This window comes from Paenibacillus monticola (assembly GCF_009664975.1).
In the GTDB taxonomy this organism is placed as follows: domain Bacteria; phylum Bacillota; class Bacilli; order Paenibacillales; family Paenibacillaceae; genus Paenibacillus_AQ; species Paenibacillus_AQ monticola.
The window spans coordinates 13,685-33,667 of the sequence record NZ_WJXB01000007.1 but is presented as its reverse complement, the minus strand read 5'-3'; the positions used below and the strand labels follow the sequence as shown (position 1 = coordinate 33,667).

General features: G+C 44.3%; 16 protein-coding genes and 1 pseudogene. 6 read left to right on the top strand and 11 right to left on the bottom strand.

Going from position 1 to position 19,983, the window contains the following annotated elements:
* Positions 1-181: 181 nt before the first annotated feature.
* The 4 genes from GJB61_RS18100 (at position 182) to GJB61_RS18085 (ending at position 5,915) form a co-directional block, all read left to right on the top strand.
* On the top strand, positions 182-364 hold the full coding sequence (locus tag GJB61_RS18100) for a hypothetical protein (RefSeq protein WP_154120437.1): 183 nt from the start codon (positions 182-184) through the stop codon (positions 362-364).
* A gap of 421 nt (positions 365-785) precedes the next feature.
* Positions 786-1,613: a lipase family protein gene (locus GJB61_RS18095; protein WP_154120436.1), complete on the top strand. Its 828-nt coding sequence runs from the start codon at positions 786-788 to the stop codon at positions 1,611-1,613.
* A gap of 100 nt (positions 1,614-1,713) precedes the next feature.
* Complete coding sequence (locus GJB61_RS18090) at positions 1,714-2,556, top strand: lipase family protein (protein ID WP_154120435.1); 843 nt, start codon at positions 1,714-1,716, stop codon at positions 2,554-2,556.
* Positions 2,557-4,367: 1,811 nt separating this feature from the next.
* Positions 4,368-5,915, top strand: a complete 1,548-nt coding sequence (locus GJB61_RS18085; RefSeq protein WP_338115928.1) for a glycoside hydrolase family 5 protein — start codon at positions 4,368-4,370, stop codon at positions 5,913-5,915.
* 476 nt (positions 5,916-6,391) lie between these two features.
* Here GJB61_RS18085 and GJB61_RS18080 read toward each other — a convergent pair whose 3' ends face one another.
* The 5 genes from GJB61_RS18080 to GJB61_RS18060 all read right to left on the bottom strand — a co-directional run bounded on the left by GJB61_RS18080 (position 6,392) and on the right by GJB61_RS18060 (position 12,131).
* A complete protein-coding gene (locus GJB61_RS18080; RefSeq protein WP_420819756.1) occupies positions 6,392-7,372 on the bottom strand; it encodes an alpha/beta fold hydrolase in 981 nt (326 codons plus the stop codon).
* A 216-nt stretch (positions 7,373-7,588) separates the two neighbouring features.
* Complete coding sequence (locus tag GJB61_RS18075; RefSeq protein ID WP_154120433.1) at positions 7,589-8,956, bottom strand: sensor histidine kinase; 1,368 nt, start codon at positions 8,954-8,956, stop codon at positions 7,589-7,591.
* Entirely contained in the window at positions 8,953-9,627 is a 675-nt protein-coding gene (locus tag GJB61_RS18070; protein ID WP_154120432.1) for a response regulator transcription factor, read from the bottom strand. The genes GJB61_RS18075 and GJB61_RS18070 overlap by 4 nt, the downstream gene beginning before the upstream one ends.
* 85 nt (positions 9,628-9,712) lie before the next feature.
* Positions 9,713-11,263 (bottom strand): amidohydrolase family protein, encoded by a 1,551-nt coding sequence (locus GJB61_RS18065; protein WP_195724381.1) that lies wholly within the window; start codon positions 11,261-11,263, stop codon positions 9,713-9,715.
* Positions 11,264-11,513: 250 nt separating this feature from the next.
* A complete protein-coding gene (locus tag GJB61_RS18060) occupies positions 11,514-12,131 on the bottom strand; it encodes an alpha/beta fold hydrolase (protein ID WP_154120430.1) in 618 nt (205 codons plus the stop codon).
* Between the two features lie 212 nt (positions 12,132-12,343).
* On the opposite strand from GJB61_RS18060, the gene GJB61_RS18055 reads away from it, so the two are divergent.
* On the top strand, positions 12,344-12,898 hold the full coding sequence (locus tag GJB61_RS18055) for a TetR/AcrR family transcriptional regulator (RefSeq protein ID WP_154120429.1): 555 nt from the start codon (positions 12,344-12,346) through the stop codon (positions 12,896-12,898).
* 65 nt (positions 12,899-12,963) lie between these two features.
* On the opposite strand, the gene GJB61_RS18050 is transcribed toward GJB61_RS18055, so the two are convergent.
* Positions 12,964-14,898 (bottom strand): sedoheptulokinase, encoded by a 1,935-nt coding sequence (locus GJB61_RS18050; RefSeq protein ID WP_154120428.1) that lies wholly within the window; start codon positions 14,896-14,898, stop codon positions 12,964-12,966.
* An 86-nt stretch (positions 14,899-14,984) separates the two neighbouring features.
* Here GJB61_RS18050 and GJB61_RS18045 point away from each other — a divergent pair, with 86 nt between their 5' ends.
* Positions 14,985-15,578 carry a P-loop nucleotide/nucleoside kinase family protein gene (locus GJB61_RS18045; protein WP_154120427.1) on the top strand — a complete coding sequence of 198 codons (594 nt, stop codon included), beginning with the start codon at positions 14,985-14,987 and terminating at the stop codon, positions 15,576-15,578.
* A 75-nt stretch (positions 15,579-15,653) separates the two neighbouring features.
* Here the strand turns inward: GJB61_RS18045 and thrS are convergent, their stop codons facing one another.
* From thrS to GJB61_RS18020, 5 genes and pseudogenes are all read right to left on the bottom strand, one after another.
* On the bottom strand, positions 15,654-17,576 hold the full coding sequence (thrS, locus tag GJB61_RS18040) for a threonine--tRNA ligase (protein WP_154120426.1): 1,923 nt from the start codon (positions 17,574-17,576) through the stop codon (positions 15,654-15,656).
* A gap of 365 nt (positions 17,577-17,941) precedes the next feature.
* Positions 17,942-18,424 (bottom strand): DMT family transporter, encoded by a 483-nt coding sequence (locus GJB61_RS18035; protein ID WP_154120425.1) that lies wholly within the window; start codon positions 18,422-18,424, stop codon positions 17,942-17,944.
* Positions 18,425-18,472: 48 nt separating this feature from the next.
* Positions 18,473-18,933 (bottom strand): annotated as a pseudogene (locus GJB61_RS18030) (Crp/Fnr family transcriptional regulator); the annotation flags it as partial.
* Positions 18,934-18,947: 14 nt separating this feature from the next.
* On the bottom strand, positions 18,948-19,373 hold the full coding sequence (locus GJB61_RS18025; protein ID WP_154120424.1) for a DMT family transporter: 426 nt from the start codon (positions 19,371-19,373) through the stop codon (positions 18,948-18,950).
* A gap of 161 nt (positions 19,374-19,534) precedes the next feature.
* A complete protein-coding gene (locus GJB61_RS18020) occupies positions 19,535-19,879 on the bottom strand; it encodes a hypothetical protein (RefSeq protein WP_154120422.1) in 345 nt (114 codons plus the stop codon).
* Between the last annotated feature and the right edge of the window lie 104 nt (positions 19,880-19,983).

Genomic DNA, 19,983 nt, shown 5'->3' with positions numbered 1-19,983 from the left:
ACACGAAGGGCTTAGCGTATATTTACGGTACACTGTCGGCGAACCCCAGAAAAGCAAATTCAAAAGCGAATTGTGCAAGTTCTGTAAGCTATGCTCGCATCTCGCCAGACGGCGACATCATTATTTAAGGATGAGTTTCATATTAATAATCAAGGACCATTAACAATAAGAGGAGATGACTATGGATCAGCATTATCAAGTGATCAAGACACTCACTGCTCTAGAGGGGTTCACTTCTGATCTTCACGAATTTACGATTACGAAACAAAATACAGCTTTGTTTACTGCTCTGAAACAAGTGCCGGAAGATTTATCTCCGTATGGAGGTCCTGCAGATGGAGTTTTGATAACTAACGCGGCATAGATCTGGAAATAGAATCAGTATGTTTGATGATGCTTGTTGTGCGACACCCAGCTCTCCGGCTATGGGCCCGGGACACTATCACGATCCGGCGCTAAAAGTTCCAAGTTAGGGAAATGTTCAAGAACTATCGAACGGAAATCAATTCGTTGGATGGGGACAGGAACCATATGTTTCTGAATATAAAAATGCCGGTAATACCGAGAATAATCCTTCATTGAATTTCTTATATGATATGCAGTTTCCAGGTCAAAATTTATCTTATCGAGCGTTTAAAAATGAATGGGTGGGGTTACCGCTTGATACATTGTCATTATCAGTAAAAAGCACCCCTCGCACCGGATTTGAGACAGAAATTGATGTTGAGTCGAGCGGAGGAAGAAGACTATGAATAAGCCTCTAAAAGCAGAAAGGAAATGGTGAGATGGGTTTCGCATACAAACCACCTATTTTTAACAGCAAAACAGCCATATTTCTCTCAGCGATGAGCTATCAGACTTACCCGTTCTTTTTCGAGGGAAAGCTGGTTTTGCCCAAAGGCTTCAAGCTTCGCTTTACGATCCGCGCTTTGGCCGACGTCGAGAATCCTACGGAGCTTGTATTCGGTTTTATTGCCGAGTCGCCGGATCAAATCGTTGTCGCGTTCAGAGGATACGCTTCGTATCCGGCAGATCTTCTTGCCTCGTATGACATCTTTTTGATACCGTATCCTTTCGTCCAAAACGGCGGGAAAACGTCGCGTGGCTTTACATGCTTGTATCGGTCAACCCGAAACCAAATCATCCGTGAATTAACCAAGCTTTCGACAACGAAAAAGTTGTATATTACCGGTCACAACTACGGCGGAGCTTTGGCCACACTGGCCGCTTTGGATATTGCGGTAAACACAGGATTCAAGCATCCTTTCGTCTACACGTACGGCAGTCCTCGCATCGGAGACCCTGACTTCGTTTCCCGCTTTAATAGGACGGTAATGTACAGTGCGCGAATCGTCAACATTCATGATTCATTCCCAACTTTCCCGGCCCGAAGGTATCTGCCTCCATTTACAAAGAGAGGTTTAACGTATCGGCATGTAAAAACGAAGATCCCGATCACATTTCAATTGAACGATGTGCCGCGTAATGACTCAATTGCCTGCTATTTTAAAAACCTGAGCCGCAAAAATCCTCTTTTTGCCAAATCATTATGCGACAATAATCCGGGATTTTGTCCTGATACCAGCATATGTTTTCCGTTTGAAGGTTGCTGAAAGTCTGTCCGATTGATTTTGGTGAATCATGATTCACCAGTTTGCCTATGTCGGACAGACTAATAGCTAAAGACTTGAATGCAAGGAAGGAGTTGCCTTTATGAATCTTTCAGGCATGTTCAACAGTGAAGAGGCGATATTGCTTGCGGCCATGATCGCGCAGTCTTATCAGCAATTTGAGTACGATAAGCTGGTGTTGCCTAAAGGTTATTCGCTTCGCCTCACCATTCGCGCTCTTGCCGGTGTCGAGGAGCCGGAGGAGGAAGTATTCGGTTACATCGCGGAGTCGAAGAATAATATCGTGATAGTTTTTAGAGGAACCCGAACATTCAAGGACAATGAGTCGGACCAGGATTTATATCAAGTACCGTACCCTTTCGTCAGAAATGCCGGAAACACCCATCGCGGATTCACTCGCATCTATCAATCGGCAAGAAATGAGCTGATCGGAGCTTTGAACAAGCTTTCCGCAGCCAAAATACTGATGGTTTCAGGCCACAGTTTGGGTGGAGCATTAGCCGTGTTAGCTGCCTTCGATATTTCGGCGAACACACGGTTTCAAAATATTGCCGCGTATACGTACGGCAGTCCGCGGGTCGGAGACCCGGATTTCGCTTCCCGGTTCAACCGAACGGTAAAAAAAAGTTTTCGTATTATCAACGTCCATGACATTATTCCTACTTTGCCGGCTAATGCGTATCCGCCTCCGTTTACCAAGAACGGTTTATTTTATCGGCATGTAAACACGAAGGTTCCGATCTCTTTCCAGCTGAACAGTTTACCTGTCCGCAATCATGAGATTGTCTGCTATTTCAAATTCCTTAGCCGTCGGAATCCTGATTTTTCCAAAGCTTTATGCGCCGATAACCCGGGGTTTTGTCCCGATACGGGATTATGTGTTCCGTTTATAGGAATATGCAGTGCGGAAGAAGACGAAGAATAAGCTACCATAAGATGGATGTTCCTAACGTTGATCGGGTGGGTTCCTGCGGGAAGTGAAAGGACGTTCTTCGAGCCGTGTTAGAGGACAAACGCCGTAGTAAGCATTAGAATGGAAAAAAAGACCAAGCAGGACATGATCGAGGATTTCCGTTAAAATGTTGATTCCGATCCCGGGAATGTTTCTCTACCTAACATATATATCCAATTATTTGTGGGTGGTGACAGCTTCGCTGGTACTACTCCAAAGAGGAAGTCCTTATTTATCAAGGGCTTCCTCTTTATTTATATGTATTCAATTTAAGAAAAGCATCAATTGTCAATTGTTCAATCGGGATTAGCCAAGGTGGCACTTGGTGACACTGGTATTACTCCGTAAAAGAAGAAAATAGCTCATAATGGAAGTAGTATCCAGCCTATGAGGTAATTTTACACGTATGTCGACTGTACCCGATATTGATTGAAAATGTTCCGTAAATTAGAAGTTGATTGTCCAAAGATAACCTCAGTGAATGCTTACGATGGATATTACTGGATCTTATCGAAGTAACCTGAAATATATCATGAAAGCGGGAAATTAGTAGTTCATATATTAATTGGCATCAGGGTTACCCAATTGATATAGAAATAGATCATTAAACATTAAAGGATGTTCGGAGATGAATAACAAGGTGAAAGCAAGCAATTTAAGAGCAGATTCCAAGGGGAGAGTAATTACAATCTGGCATGCTATGAAGTAAATCGGTGGTATTCAATTGTTGGACAGCATGGGCTATTGAAATTCATCTCTGAGTTGAATTCCGGCAAAGTTTTTAACTCCGTCTATTCAAGCATTGAAGCAGATTTCTAAGATACGAAAGTGGAGGTCAATACGGTTTTTATTGACTGGTTGTCCGTACCGATGAGCTTCTTTGCATTAAGAGTTTTATCTCTTGGGGTTGGATTGCTTTCTGGATAGTATTAATCTTGGTATTAGTAATTTTGAATAGTGCTGATTTGTCATCTTCTAGTTCCAATAGATTGGAACATTGTCGGGATACCTCCATAGTGGACGAATATCTGAGGGGAATTCACTTTTAAAGACTGTATCGGATGGCCCTAAAGTAATGGATGACTCTGGAGTAGCGGGATATGGAAACCCAGCCGATAGTGGGAAGAACGCACCTGTTCCGCGGCTCCAAATGAAAATCGGAGTGAATCGTCTGATGTCGAGGATTCATCACATTATCCTGAGACACAATCTGTAGCACGGAAGTTTTCAAGATCCGATCGTCCAGTACAGGTCCGATAAGTGACCATTTAATTACTGCTGCATATTTTGTTCTGGAATCTAATTTTATAAACTTAATTAATAACAAAACTAACATTCTCGAATGATCGGAATTGTTAGCGTGTATGACCAAAAGCCATTTGACTGTATCGTTTGGAATGAGCACATGATCGGTGCCCTCAAGTTACAAAGTAGGGGATTAGCAGAGCTTTAAGCGAACTGGAGGAGATGGAGGGACCAGATTATATCGGGTTGGTATCCCGGAAGTTTGACTGTTTACTTTTTATCCTTTCAACCGATACATTTAGATTTAGGCGCTTTTATTATACAAATATTTGGATTTAAGGAAAATAAGACAAAATCGTTATACGGATGCAAAATAATTTTATGCTAATATAATAACTATCAACTAACAAGTGTATTCCCTGCTTATGAAAGTGCAAATATATATGTCGCCCTCATACTTTAAAAAAGGAGGTGAACGTTCAGGCAAGATCGTTCATATATGAGGGTTTACATAAATAAAACTCATGAGGTGGTTATTGGTGATACGCAAGTGGTCGATAACATTGACGGCATTTTTACTGGTTTTATCTTTGATCGGACTGGTTCCAAAAGATGCCCACGCTGCCAGCGGATTTTATGTAAGCGGAACCAAATTAATGGATGCTACCGGAAAACCTTTTGTAATGCGAGGCGTTAATCATGCACACACTTGGTACAAGGATCAGCTGTCTACCGCAATTCCGGCCATAGCCAAAACGGGTGCCAATGCGGTTCGAATTGTATTGTCAGACGGGCATAAGTGGACTTACGATGATGTAGACGCCGTCAAAAATATCATTAGTCTCTGTGAACAAAACAAGCTGATCGCCGTGCTGGAGGTGCATGATGCTACAGGCAGTGATAGTCTCACAGATTTGGACAACGCCGTAAATTACTGGATTAGCATAAAGAATGCCCTTATCGGAAAAGAAGATCGCGTGATCATCAATATCGCCAATGAATGGTACGGAACATGGGATGGGCCGGCATGGGCTAGCGGTTATAAACAGGCTATACCCAAGCTGCGCAATGCCGGTCTGAATCACACACTGATTGTTGACTCGGCTGGCTGGGGTCAATATCCGGCTTCGGTCATCAATTACGGAACGGAAGTCCTGAATTCGGATACTTTAAAGAATACAGTTTTCTCCATACACATGTATGAATATGCTGGCGGCAATGCAGCTACAGTCAAATCCAATATCGACGGAGTGCTGAACAAGAATCTTGCCCTCATTATCGGTGAGTTTGGCGGACAGCATACAAATGGCGACGTGGACGAAGCAACGATTATGAGCTATTCTCAGCAGAAGAGCGTCGGTTGGCTGGCCTGGTCCTGGAAGGGGAACAGCAGCGACTTGGCCTATCTCGATATGACCAACGATTGGGCAGGAAGCTCACTTACTTCCTTCGGTAAGACCGTCGTGAACGGCAGTTATGGCATCAAAGCAACATCCATACTAAGCGGTGTGTTCGGGGGAGGGACTCCGACGCAAAGTCCGACTTCAACGCCGAGTCCGACTTCTACTTCAACACCGACTTCTACTCCAACACCGACTACGACACCATCACCAACCGCTACACCGGGAGGTACAGTGACAACCTTATATGATTTTGAATCCGGAATTTCGGGCTGGTCTGGAAGCAATATATCGGGCGGACCATGGGTGACCAGTGAATGGAAAGCCGCCGGAACAAACTCTATGAAAGCAGATGTTAACTTAGCCTCAGGTTCCACGCACACGCTCTATTACACTGGGTATCATAACTTATCAGGAAAGAGTAGCCTTAAAGCAACAGTAAAGCACGCAACATGGGGAAGTATCGGCAGCGGAATATCAGCCAAGCTGTACGTGAAGACTGGATCGGGCTGGACATGGTATGATGGCGGAAATACATCTATTAATTCGACAGGCTCAACATTGACACTGTCACTTAGTAATGTTCCTGATTTATCCGATGTTAAAGAGATCGGGGTTGAGTTTCGTGCTTCCTCTAACAGCAGCGGTCAATCGGCCATTTATGTAGATAGTGTAACTGTACAATAAGTCATACTTGTTCGGACTTACAATCATGATAAGGCGGAAATCACACTGATCGGAAGCATCGGCGCATAGTTAGAATAATCGGCAAATCGCTCTGTTAGCTTAGGTTGACAGGGCGTTTTTTTTTTGATTTTTTTTGCGGCCTTATCAGCAGGTATTAGGTGTTACCCCTGTCAAATTAGTCTGATCCGCCAGCCTAACTTGGCAAAATGATATTTGCTTATAGAAGCATATTGAGCCAATACATCCAGCGTAAGCTTTGCAGAATAATTGGTTTGAATGAATGCTTGCATTGCTTTGATTATAGGAGGAATTTCTCCACCATGTTATATACATATGTACAAAATACGGGTTTTGTGAAGAAGTACTATTAAACAATAAGAAGAACAACCGATTTCATCATTGTTCTCCTTATTGTTTCTTACTCATGTTTCTGTTCATCTTCTGTTTATATTCTGTTTATAAATAGAGTTATAGTCTCATTTTATTTCTTCCATAAATTTTCTTAAGTTATCAACTATTTCTTTGGATCGGGTATGGTGTAAATAGTGTTCACCTTCAAAAGACATCACTTTTCCATTCACAGAATCTTTGATCTGTTCTTTATGCAACGTTTCCCATCCTTCAACATCCTTGTTATTCGCTGCTAAAAAGAAAATAAGAGGAAGATTTTTAGGGAATTTTAAATTTTTGGCTGCTTTAAAGTTATTTTCAATATGTTCTCCCTCGTTAATGACGTCAGAATTGAACATATTTTTAAGGGAAATCATTCTAATCTGCTCTTTTGTTGCATCGTCCACTTCTGGTGTAATATTCTGGTCAGGATTTAGTTTCATTAGCAATCTGCCAAAGCCTGATTTTTTAAGGAGTCTATAGGTGTCCGATGGAAATTCAGCTTCCATACCCCCTTGCGTTGGAACACTGCTATCGATCCCAACAAATGCAGTGACTTCGTTTTCGAATTTATTTACATATTCCAGTCCGTAAATACCGGCTATGGAGTGGCCCATCAGGATATAACGGTTAATATGGAGTTTTTGTAACACTTCATGAGTTTCACTTACAATATTATCGATGGTTCTTTCTTTCCCGGTTACGTCACTTAATCCATACCCAAAAGGCTCAATCACGACTACCTTGTAATAGGGAATAAGCTTTTCCACTAGCTGTTTAAAATCAAGAGCTGGTGATCCTGTACCATAACCTGGCAGCAGCACGACTGTTTCTGCACCGTTTCCTTGAATAGTAACGTTCATGTTCTTCCCATCTACAGGTACTAACTGGCCATAGGGTTCTATTTTTCCTTGCTCTGATCTGTTACAGATATTATTAACTATAAAGACAGTTGCCAGAAAAAGTCCTATTACTATAGCTATAACTCCTATTGATTTAAGTATAAAGTTACGCGTTTTTTTCATTCTCGTACCTTTACTCATTTTCATTACCTCACTTTGTTTCACTCGTATCTACTCCTGTCCTCATTGGGTTTACTCCAGCTACCTTAACAAGCGTTAAGGAAAGCTTATACGATGAAGATGAACTCCCTATGACGACAATATGAACGGAGTATGAACAAGCAAAAAAATGCTGCGACGTCACATGCCAGGAAGCTTGCACATGAGGCGTAACATGGAGGATACGGTTTAGACAATACGAATTATACAATATGAATTCAACTAATCGGTTGGGGTTATTATAGGTAAGGTGACAAAAACGGACGTTCCTCGGCCAGGTTCGCTTTCTACTCGAATATCGCCTTTATGCAGTGATACGATCTGTTTAACGATGGCGAGTCCCATACCACTACCGTCATACTTACGACTGTGGGAACGATCGGCTTTAAAAAAACGCTCGAATATATGCTTCTGGTCCTCAAGGGATATACCAATTCCAGTATCAGATATTTGCACTGTTACCTTTTGGATATCTTGTTTGATACTGACGTTTATCATACCGCCATCCTCAGAAAATTTGATGCTATTGCCGAGTATATTGGTCCATACCTGATTTAGTTGGTCATGATCAGCCGTTAGGATAACAGCTCTCAAATTGAGATCGAAACGGATATTTCGAGCCGACCATTGCGGCTGGATCGCGACGATGACTCGTCTGATCTGTTCATCAAGTCTGAGCGTGACTAGCCGCATCTGCTGTGACTGCGATTCAAGTAAGCTCAGCTTTAGCAGGCTATCACTCATCTTGGATATCCGCTCCGCTTCAGCAATGATAATATCGAGATAACGGCTTCGCTCATTATCTGCGATGTCTACTCGCTTGAGTGCTATAGCATAGCCGGATATTGAGGTGAGAGGCGACTGAACTTCGTGCGACACGTTCGTTACAAAGTCCCTACGCATCTGCTCAAGTTGCTGTAGATCGTGCATCATTTCTTCGAAGCTGAGAGCCAAAGTACCTAGCTCACCCTTTTGCTTAATATTTAGCTTGACGTTGAAATCTCCACCTGCTATTCGCCTAGTTGCTGTAGTCAGTTTCTTTATCGGTCTTACTAGAAACATGGCGGCCACCAGAATCAATAGGCTTCCTGCTATTAACGAATAGGTCAAAAAGGTCAAAGCCCACTTTATGAGAAAAGACGAGGATGAGGTAGTTCGCTGCTCTACAAACATCGCTTTCGTTCCCATTTCCGTTTTCAACGGCAGCCCATAGAGGATAGGATTAACACTATTCGTCTTGACTTGAACCACTTCTCCACCTAGTACTTTTTTGATTTGTTCTCTAGTAACAGTCGCAGGATTATGTCCATTATTCGCTCCGTAAGACGTAATCTGTCCCGTTTCTTCGTAAATTCGAATATAATAGGAATGGAGCTGCTTCATTTCACTAATGTACGAGTCCGCTTCACGTAACGGTAATGTATCGTAAATCCGGACGATGTCCTGTCCAAAGTCAAATAAGGTACTTTGTAAGTTTTCGTTCAATTTATCTTTATATAGCCAAGATGCCACAAAAAAAGCAATGATCGTTCCTCCGATCACGGAGATTAGAAATGTCAGGACGACCCGTGTATATAAGGATCTGATCATTCGTATACCTCAAGCCGGTAGCCCAGCCCACGCATAGTCTCGATACGAAAATCGGGTGTAGTCGCGAACCGTTCGCGCAGGCGTTTAATATGTACGTCTATCGTTCGATCATCACCAGCATAATCGATCCCCCAAATTTGATCGATCAACTGCTCGCGCGTAAACACTTGTCCGGGTGTTCCAGCGAGCTTATATAGCAATTCAAACTCCTTGAGCGGCAACGTGAGCGACTCCTTCCCTAACATCACCTTATAGGTCTGCCGATCGAGAAGTACGTTGCCAAACTGGATCGTCTGCGTGGAACCAATTCGGTATCGTTTCAGTAATGCCCTAACACGAGCCGTCAACTCCAATGGATCGAATGGTTTTGTCAAATAATCATCCGCCCCCAGGTCGAAACCTTTTACTTTCTCCCACGTTTCTCCTCTTGCAGTTAGCATAAGTAACGGAAGATCCGGATTGGCTTTTCGTAGCTCCTTGCATAACATCCAACCATCCATAATCGGCATCATAATATCGAGCACGACAAGATCGACTTGCCTTGAAGCGTAAACGGCCAACGCATCCTTACCATCCGCGGCTTCGGCTGTTGCGAATCCGTCGTTGTGTAGAAATAAACATACGAGTTCGCGAATGTTCGTATCGTCGTCAGCAACTAGTATAGTAGGCATCCGTTCCCATTTCTCCTTTGTCCATCACCTATTGAAGTAATCATTATACTATAAAAAATTAGAATTCCCCCAATTCCTTGTGTACTCATTTGATTGCATTTTTCTTAATAGAATCCAGTTCATCATAGCCATGATAAGAACCTGCGCGTATAACAGCGTCAATCTTATGAAGATTCTGAACACTCTCTAAGGGATTTGCATCCAGAAGTACGATATCAGCATTCTTACCCACTTCCACGGTACCCATATCATCCAGGCGGCCCAGAAATTCTGCCCCGTTAAGTGTGGCCATTTGCAGAACATGAAGAGGTGAGATACCCGCTTTCTCAAGTTCGTCAAATTCCCGATGAATAGAGTTACCTGCGTCACGCCAAATAGCTCCAGCGCCACTATCTGTGCCAACCATCATCTTAACGCCTTCCGAATCATAGGTCTTAGCTAGTTTCAAATATAGATCGTAGAGTCCCTGCGCTACAGGTGTGCTACTATCATTAGGAAATAGACCTAAATGCATACGTATCAGGGTCGGAGTTTGCCATGTGTTATTCTCAACATATACATCGGCAAGTTCAATTGCCTTTTCTTCACTGTAAGTGTCAATCATGTGTTGTAGTCGTGCAGAATCCTCTTCCCCTCCAGAAGTCTCAATGGCTATCTCGATAACTTGCTTGTTCACAAAATCTCTAAGACCCTTAATCTTCATTAATTGCACGAAGACTGGATTTGAGGTGATAGAGGGAAGTCCTGTCGCCTCAGCTCTCAAGGTAGTCTCATCTGTTGAGGTAGAGATTAGCGCCCCGTTGTTGATTCCGAAATGCTCGATACTATAGAATCCATTTCTGGTAGCCTCCTTCAAGTCCAGATCAGGAAGCACATGTCCTACAAATGGAATATTTAAACTTTTCGCCTCCTCTTGAACGGCAGCAAACACCTCTGGTGTAACAGCTCCCGATTTTATAAAGTCGGCCCCTTCTTTTTGCTGTTGGCGGACTAGCTCTACAGCTACCTTGGGTGTAGGCGCATTGATCGGTGTTAAGACATCACCAGGCATACTGAGCACCGTCGGTTGATCCGTAGAACGGGTAAAGGCACCAGATCTCCATTCCTTCAAAAGTTCTGCTGAACCACTCATCTGCCTGAATCCGGTCACGCCATTAGCAAGCAACTGATCCATCGCTTCTGAGGCGTGCTCCTCCCCTATCACATGCATATGCATGTCCAGGTAACCGGGAACCGCATACTTTCCGCTGGCATCAACAATCTGCATGTCTTCGTCCGCCTTGATACTTCCAGTCGGTGCAATATCTAAGATTTTCCCGTCGGAAGATAGAATACTCATGTTAGACGTTAATTGACCACTTTTCGTATCCACAATTGTTAAATGATTTAGCAAAAGCTTATAGGAAGCGCTAGGCTGTTCCAGATTCATCGCGGTGAAGGGCTGAATATTCCCCGAAGGTTGGCCGGCAAACAGACCACTCCATGCAATGACAAGCGCTAATATCCAACAGAGGAAGACACGCCATCCGTGCCAGAATTTCGTCCTTCTTAGGATTACGAGCGAGCCAACGCAGGCTGCCAGAATCAGATATGCAAACCAACGTTCATCACTGCTGATCATTAATATTAGTACCATTCCGAATAAAAACATTGATAATAGTACAAATCCAATCGTCTTTAGAATTTTTCTTTTTGCATATTGCTCCATAGTATTTAACCCTTTCTTAATCACTTTTTATGATGAGAACACTTGAAACCGTTAGCTATTTCACTTGTCCTAAGATCAGCAATGTTCTATAAACTTCATTGCCAGCGAACCGCATTTTTGTTATTGGGAAGCTGCTGGAAATTAAAGTAGCAGTCTGAGAGTTCACTGGGCAACTTGCTCAGTGTCTCCAAAGAATGTCCCATAAAACGCAGGCTTTGCAGCGATTTTTCCGGCCTTTTGGCAGAACGAGCTTGTACAATAAACTGTTGAGACCAGGTATGGAAAGTGCGCGCAGAGCGATGGGCGGTCTTGTGCTGATCAAGTTACCAGGCACGCCCAGCAGTACAAGGCTGGAAACACGTTCCGGTTGGTTGATCGCCGTCAAAATGCTGATGTGCCCACCGATGGAATGAGCTATGATGGGAACTTTATCGAGTTTGAGTTCGTCCAATACGCTTATAACGTTTTGTACCGCAAACTTTCTGAAATCAATATTCCGGTGGTCCATGCCGTCGCTCATTCCGCCCCCCGGACGGTTGATGGCGATAATGCGCCGTCCGGTCAAATGAGCTATCAAGGGGATAAGCGGAAACGCGTCGCCAGTATTGCCGGGAATCATTACGGTAGGCTCTCCGTTGCCGACCTCGGTCACTCTGATTTTATATCCGAAATCCCCGAACGGGACATAGCGGATTTTCGCGTCAAGTTTGTAATGCGAGAGCAGTTCCTGTTCCGCATTCTGTGCCCTGAGGACACGGGGATCATCATCTTTCAATATGAGAGATGAACTATTCATAAAGCCAATCCTCCACTTCTTTGTAGATGTACGTAACTGGGCCTGTAATTGTCAAGTTCATGATCCGCTTTTGAAAAATACCCGCCGGAACTTGGAGGCAATGCGTCCTTCTCAACCTAGTCTTGCAAAAATAATAGAGTTTATGATACAAATGTATCATAGTATCAAATGAAATCAATACAAGATCGAGATGTGGAACAGGAGTGGTGGAAATGTATCGTATCGGAAATGATAAGCGAAAAATACAATCTGCAAACCTTATTTGCAGCGGCATGGAAGAATTGATGCGAACACAAGATTATCACGATATCTCCGTCACGCAGATCATTAACACTTCCGGCGTGGGCCGAGCTACCTTTTATCGATTGTTTGACGATAAATCGGATGTCGTGCTGTACCAGATGGAAATGGTATTCACTGAATTAATCCGGCGTATGGGCCCCCAAACCGATCCCAATGTGGTAGTACAATCTTTATTTGATATCTGGCTATCCCAAAAAGGGCTCTTTTTATCCTTAATAAAAGCAAATCTGTATGGGGAGTTTCAAACCCAGCTTTCCTATGTAATCGGAGAAAAACTGAAATTCATTAAAGAACATGTTGGTTTGGACGACAGGAACTGGCAGTATTTCATACACATCCGTGCAGCAATGCTATTTACTGCGCTGAGGGTTGCTATCACTCAGTTTAACGAAGATAATTCGCAGGATATTTCCAACACGCTAAATGAGCTTTTCGGCAAACAGCCGTTAATATTTAAATCGTAAACTTCAAGACGTTTATATTCCACAATGGTTAGCACAAAAAGAAACCTTGAACGGCTTGAAGCCAATCAAGGTTTAATATTTTCCTTTATCCTCATGACGGCCACTGCTTCAAAATAAAGATGCCGCAGCTCATCTTCCTGGATGTCGGCGGGAAGTGCTTTAAACTCCTCCGAACACATCTCTTCCTCTGTCAGTTCACTAGAACGCCAAAGCGTTAGACCTAGACTTGAAAAAAGGTATGTGCATCCAGTCTCTGCATATTTACGATCATATGGCGATTCCTGATCCAAATCGGCAATCAGCTTTTTGGCTGTAGTGCGGAAAAGATCCATATCTCTATATCTGCATGACCACTCCTCTCCCGGTTCGGCGATTTCAATAAAAGATGCCAAGCCTGCTTCGTCATACTCAACGTTATAGTGCATCGGATAATTTCGAGCAGATATTCCGATCTCAGCCTCAGTCATTCCAAGCCGGAACGGGCCGATGGCCTGTCCAGGTTGAACGATGATCTGCTCTAGTGTCGCTTTCTGCGGATAGGATAGGCTATACTTTCGCATCAGTTCATTTATCTTCTCAGCACTCGGTGGAAGTTGCAGCTCTTCTTCCTCATCATCATTGTTCTCGACTGTGCGATAGGAACTGATGAATTGCCCTGCTTCCCTGAAGCTGGCGATCTGCCCTGAACCCACAGCTGCACACAAAGCCGCCCCAACAGCGGCTTCTTCTGGTGCATCACTTAGTTTCAGTGGCAACCCAAAGGTAATCTGCGCTTTAGTACACAGCTCTGGATTGGCACGCAGCGCGTTGCCGGAACCGATCAAGAGCTTAAACGGCTTAACCATCTTCTCTTCAAGTACCCTAAAGAAAGCATATAGCTCATCAATCATTCCCTGCAGGAAGGCATGAGTTAGGCTACCAGGAGTAAAGTTATCCAGTGTGATCCCCTTCACAGTGCCCCGCACATCTGGATCTGTCCGAGTTCCTAGAAATCGGGGGCTCACGCGCAGACCGCGCGCCTCGTTCGGTTCAATTCTCAAGAGCTGGTCCATCAGCGAGTATACGTCAGTCGGCTCCTCACCTGTATAGGACCTGATCAATTGACGGAAGAAACTTTCCAATAGCGCATAGGATTTCCCTCCACTAAGTGCTGCCCCGACCATTAGCACCCCACCGCCGGGATAAGGACGCACCTCCATCCCCCGCACAGTGCCGGAGTATTCCGGAAGTAGTACCGACAACTGACTCCCCGTACCAATGTTCATAAGAACCGTTTCTTCTGGATGAGGCACACTACCCAGAAAACTAGCCTGATTATCTCCTAAGGAGGCATGCACTGGAATCCCTTGATTGGTTAGGCCAATTACCGCTCCAGAAGGCACTACCTTGGGCAGCATTGCCGGATCGAGTCCTGCGGCAGCAATCGCTACCTTATCAAAGTCGTTCAATTCAAAGTTGTAGCAGCCCATACCAGCGGCCTGAGTCGGATCAATCAAGGGCACTACAGTGCCGGTTAGTCTGAGTGCCACATAATCAGCAATGGTGCAGAAGCTGACCGCACTCGCTGGAACAAGACCGTTTCGCAGGTTATAGAAATGAGTGACCAGTCCGTATCCCGGAGCAACGGTATATCCGGAATGTTCACTTAAATAATCTGCATAGGAATGGGAATCTTCCATAGCAAGACTTCCTCTGCCATCCTGCCAGGTATAGAGCGGACTGACGTGCTTCCCCTTAAGGTCCACGTATACAATCCCATGCATTTGCCCAGTCAGGCCGATTCCAAGCACTTCCGGCTCCCATGCGATTAGGTTATTCAAGATATCTTCCACTTGAAGAAAGATCTCATCGGGGTCCTGCTGCCTTTCCCATTCCTCGCTACTTAAGTGACTACTAACCAGATTATCTGCTGTATTAGAATGCAGGATGGTTTTGCGCTCCAAGTCATAGACCAGTCCGGTGATGGTCGTCGTTCCGATGTCGATTCCGATGAACTTCATAAATTTCCCTCTTTTCGAATGATATCGTATGATAGAAAGTAGAACTGATCTTTCATATTGGAATTGATAATTAAGGAGACACAACCATGAACAAACTCGTATTTTTCCTAGGACCTGGAGGCGCGGGCAAAACTACGCTGGCTAAAGCGATTGCGTCCCGGCGTAAGGTTCCTTTTTTGGATATGGATATTCTACTGCGGCCTGCGGCCGATGCTATCATGACTTTACATGGCCTAGACCCAGCGGATCGAGATTCCGCCGAATATAAGAAGCTCTGCCGCGATTTGGGCTACCGGATCACGATGGACGCCGCACTCGATAATATCGGTCTGGATACAGACGTCTTTGTGGTCGGACCTTTTACTCAGGAGGCCAATAACCCGGATTGGATAGGCAGCGAACTATCGCGGATTGGGCGTTCCTTACAGGATGTTGAGGTAAAGGTCGTCTTAGTTGGACTGGCGAATGAGGCATTGTATCTGGAACGGATTCAGGGCAGGCATTCACCCTTGGATACTTGGAAATTCCGGCATTGGGATGAATTCTGCGCCTCGCTTGGCAACCGATCCGTACAATGGCCACTTCCCGCTGCGAGCGTAATATGGATCGACAACTCCAACCCGAATATTGCAGCTACAGTCGCAACCGTAGAACGTTTCATCTATGATTCACCCAAATAAAAGAAGAGCAAAGGGGTGTCCAACGCCATGAAATGTATAGGCTGCTGGACCACCTCCTTTGCTCACTAATGCTTATTACGTATTAATCTCTTTACGCACAATCTCACCCTTAATCTGCGCAATAACCTCCTGGATGCTTGTTGACCCCAGATCTCCTGCTCCACGTTTTCTCACGGCTACAGTCGCGGTATTTTTCTCATTCTCACCGATTACGAGCATATATGGGACTTTCTCCAGCTGGGCTTCACGGATTTTGTAGCCGAGCTTCTCATTTCGTATATCCACTTCGACCCGTAACCCCGCTTCTTCCAAGGCTTTCTTCACTTGTAGGGCGTAGTCGATATAGTTCTCTGAGACAGGTAACAGCTTCGCATGTACGGGAGCCAACCACAGTGGAAAAGCACCGGCAAAATGCTCGGTTAAAATTCCCATGAACCGGTCAACCGATCCATACACAGCGCGATGTATAACAACTGGCCGATGTTTAAGACCATCCTCGCCAATATAAGCAAGATCGAACTTCTCCGGCATTTGGAAATCCAATTGAATCGTGCCACACTGCCAACTCCGCTTCAGCGCATCTAAAATGTGAAAGTCGATCTTCGGACCGTAGAAGGCGCCATCGCCTGCATTGATACGATACTCCATCCCGCGTTTATCCAAGACATTCTGTAAAGATTGTTCGGCATGGTTCCATTGCTCCTCAGAACCCATGAAATCCTCCGGCCGAGTCGATAATTCAATCCTGTATTTGAAACCAAATACTTGATATACGTAGTCAATCAGGTCAATGATCCGGCTACTTTCTTCCTCAATCTGCTCAGGCAATACGAATAGATGTGCATCATCCTGGCAGAAGGTACGTACTCGCATCATCCCGTTTAGAGCGCCGGAGAATTCATGGCGGTGCACCTGACCAAATTCCGATAGGCGGATAGGCAGCTCACGGTAGGAGTGCAGTGTGTTTTTGAAAATGAGCATGTGGCCCGGACAATTCATAGGTTTAAGCGCATACTTCGTATCGTCTACCTGTGTGAAGTACATATTGTCTTTATAATGATCCCAATGTCCAGAGTTTTCCCAGACCCGATTATTCATCATCAGGGGTGTGCGAACTTCACTGTAATCCCGTTGTCTTTGCAATTCACGCACAAAGTTTTCGAGCTCATTACGAATTGTCATCGCCTTCGGCAGATAAAAAGGCATTCCGGGCGCTTCCTCTGAGAACATGAACAATTCCAGCTCTTTACCAAGCTTGCGGTGATCGCGTTTCTTCGCTTCCTCCAGAAAATGCAGATGTTCATCCAACTGGGCTTTTTTCGGAAAAGAGGTTCCATAAATTCGCTGCAGCATTTTATTATTCGAGTCCCCACGCCAGTAAGCACCTGCAACACTCAGGAGTTTGAATGCTTTCACCCGGCCTGTCGACGGAAGATGTGGGCCACGGCAGAGGTCGAGGAATTCACCTTGATCATAAATTGTGATTTCAGCATCCTCCGGTAAGCCGTGAATCAGTTCCAGCTTTAGGGGTTCTTCCAGTTCTGCAAATATCTTCAGCGCTTCATTACGGTCTACCATTCGACGTACAAAAGGAATATTCTCTTGGATGACTTTCTCCATCTCTTTTTCAATTATGACAAGATCATCACTGGAGAGCGGTTTCTCAATATCGATGTCATAATAAAAGCCGTCTTCAATGACTGGTCCAATGCCGAGCTTTACTTGCCCGTGACCATATATACGTTTGATGGCTTGAGCCATAATATGAGCTGTACTGTGTCTATATATTTCCAAGCCCTCTTTACTGTCCAGCGTAACAATTTCGAGATGGCTGTCATGTAAGATCGGTTGATTAAGATCAACAGATTTGCCATCTATTTTTCCCGCAACAGCACTTTTCTTGAGTGTCGTACTTATGGCACCCGCTGCTTCTAAAATTGTCGTTCCTTGAAGTACCTCCCGAATTGTTCCATCTGGCATTGTTACTTTGATCTCCATGATTTAGCCTCCATTTCTCAAATGTTGTTACTGTTGAACGCAAAAAAACGCATCTATCCCAGAAAGGGACGAGTGCGTTCAGCTCGTGGTTCCACCCTAATTCGACCTGCAACGTTGCAAGACCTCATTGGTATCCGATATCGGGGATAAGTCGGTGTCGCTTACAGCCGTGATCCTAAAGATCTACGGGTTCAACGCCACGGCTACAAAGGGGTAATCTTCCAATCGTTAGCTGGAGAAGCTTGCAGCCTGAACTTCTCTCTCTGGACAGCTCGTGTCTGGAAATCATGTCTTTGGTCAATGCCTTATATAAGGTTACGGGTCTAATACTACTTAATTGGGCGTTCAAAAGTCAAGGAGAATAATTATTCCAACCCTAAAACACTTGCCTCCTTGGACTTCTGCGACTCACGTCTGCCCCCTAATTTAAAGACAACAATGCCCCCAACAATAACCAATACACCTAGCAGCTTGTTGATCGTAAAAGGGACCTGTTCCAGTCCTAACCAGCCTAAAGAGTCCCATAACAGTGCAAAAGCTAGCTGTGCCGTCAGCACGATAGAGATTGCATAAGTAGGACCAAGCAGCTTTGTCCCCTGCACCAGACAGATGACCACACCTACACCGATTAAGCCGCTGATCCAGTACCAAGGCTGCATATTTTGCAAAGTAAACATCTGTTTGCCTTCAAAGAGTAGGCCGATGGTCAATGAAGCCACAAATCCCATGCCCAATACCAATGTGGTGGTTGCCCATGACCCTGTATGTTCATTCACTTTCGTATTAAAAATATTCTGCATACTGACCAGCGAACCGGCAGCAAGCGCCAATAATAGTCCTAAAAACATCCCTGTAACACCTCATTTGACTGATTTCTTCTGATGATAAAAAATAATTCATTCGTATATATTCCGACTTGCCAGTACCTTTAACCCTTCCCTGTCCTTAACAAGAATGTATCCCTTATTCCGCTCAATTAGGCCTTCTGCACAGAACTTTCGAATCACTCGATTCAGATGTCTATAGCTCGTTCCAATTAAATTGGCTGCATCCACTAGACTGAATGTACTTAGTTGCCCCTTAAATAACGCATCGGATTCATCGAAGGAGACAGACAGCAGATAACTGGCCAATCGTACATCCACCGGATACAGCAAATTGAAGCTTAAGGAAGTGGATTTACGGTAGAACTTGTAGGTGATGATTTCTAGTAAAAATTGCAGCAGATGATGTCCGTCCCGTGGACGTACTCAATATCTCTGATTACCTCAAGCGGGGTTTTGAACGAAAGAATCAGGGTTTTGCCTTCCGATGAGGTAGTATAAGTCTTCAATTTCCCCTTAACAAGCACGTACAATACCTGTGCCACACTCAGAATTTCAATATCAGTACACCCGCGATCATCATTCCAATACCGGCGAATTGCGGTAGCTTCATCTTCTGTTTCACCACGCCAAACCAACCATTCATATCAATCAGAATAGTCAGGCATAGCTGGGCAATCAGCAAAGCGGATATCGTAAAAGTAACCCCAATCTGGTGAATAGCTGTCACTTCGCTGAAAATAATAACCGCTCCAAAAGCTCCGCCAATCAGGTATAACGGCTTCACTTGTTTAAAGCCTTGGCTTTTCCCGTCGCGTACGAACAGCAGAATAGCCAAGGCTAGAATAAATCCGGTGAATTGGGTAATCGTCGCCGCTTGCCAAATGCCAATGTCTTGACTTATCCGGGAATTAGCCACACCCTGCAAGGTAATACAAGCTCCGCCCATAAACGCAAAGATAATCCCTTTCATTGCTGCTCTCTCCTCTATTTAGCTCTCTCCACTATTAAAGGATATATTCAGGAATTTGAGAAGGACATATGTCCTCAATTATTGATTCATAAAAAAAAGAACCCTCAACACCTAAGGATTCTCACGTTATTAATGCCATTATTAATACCATTAATTACAGCTTAGAAAGCTAACTGCACTGAACCATCTTCGTAAATATCGACTCTTTGCGTGCAGAGTAACATTCCCAGCCCAGAAGCCGTGCCTTTTTCGCTTAAGCTCTTCTGTCTCGCTTCCCATATGGTTTTGTCGTGGATTATGTCATAGAGGTAGTAAACGCCCGTGCCGGCTGCATCAGTCTGCTCTACAAATACGAAGCTATCCGCAAATAAGCTACGAAACCAATCGGCAGCTTCCGTATGTGATGTGAAAGTGGGCAGGTCCTGTTCAAACTTCTCAGATAAATATTTCTGCTTCAATCTGCCGATCGTAACATAATAACCTTCAAGCGTTTCTTGTGTAATCATTTCGAAGCCTCCTCATTTGGGTCTAGGTAACATTTGCAAAAGCAAAGATAAGGATAATTTTTCATGTGAAACATATAAATTCTTATCTTTCAAAAAAACTTTCG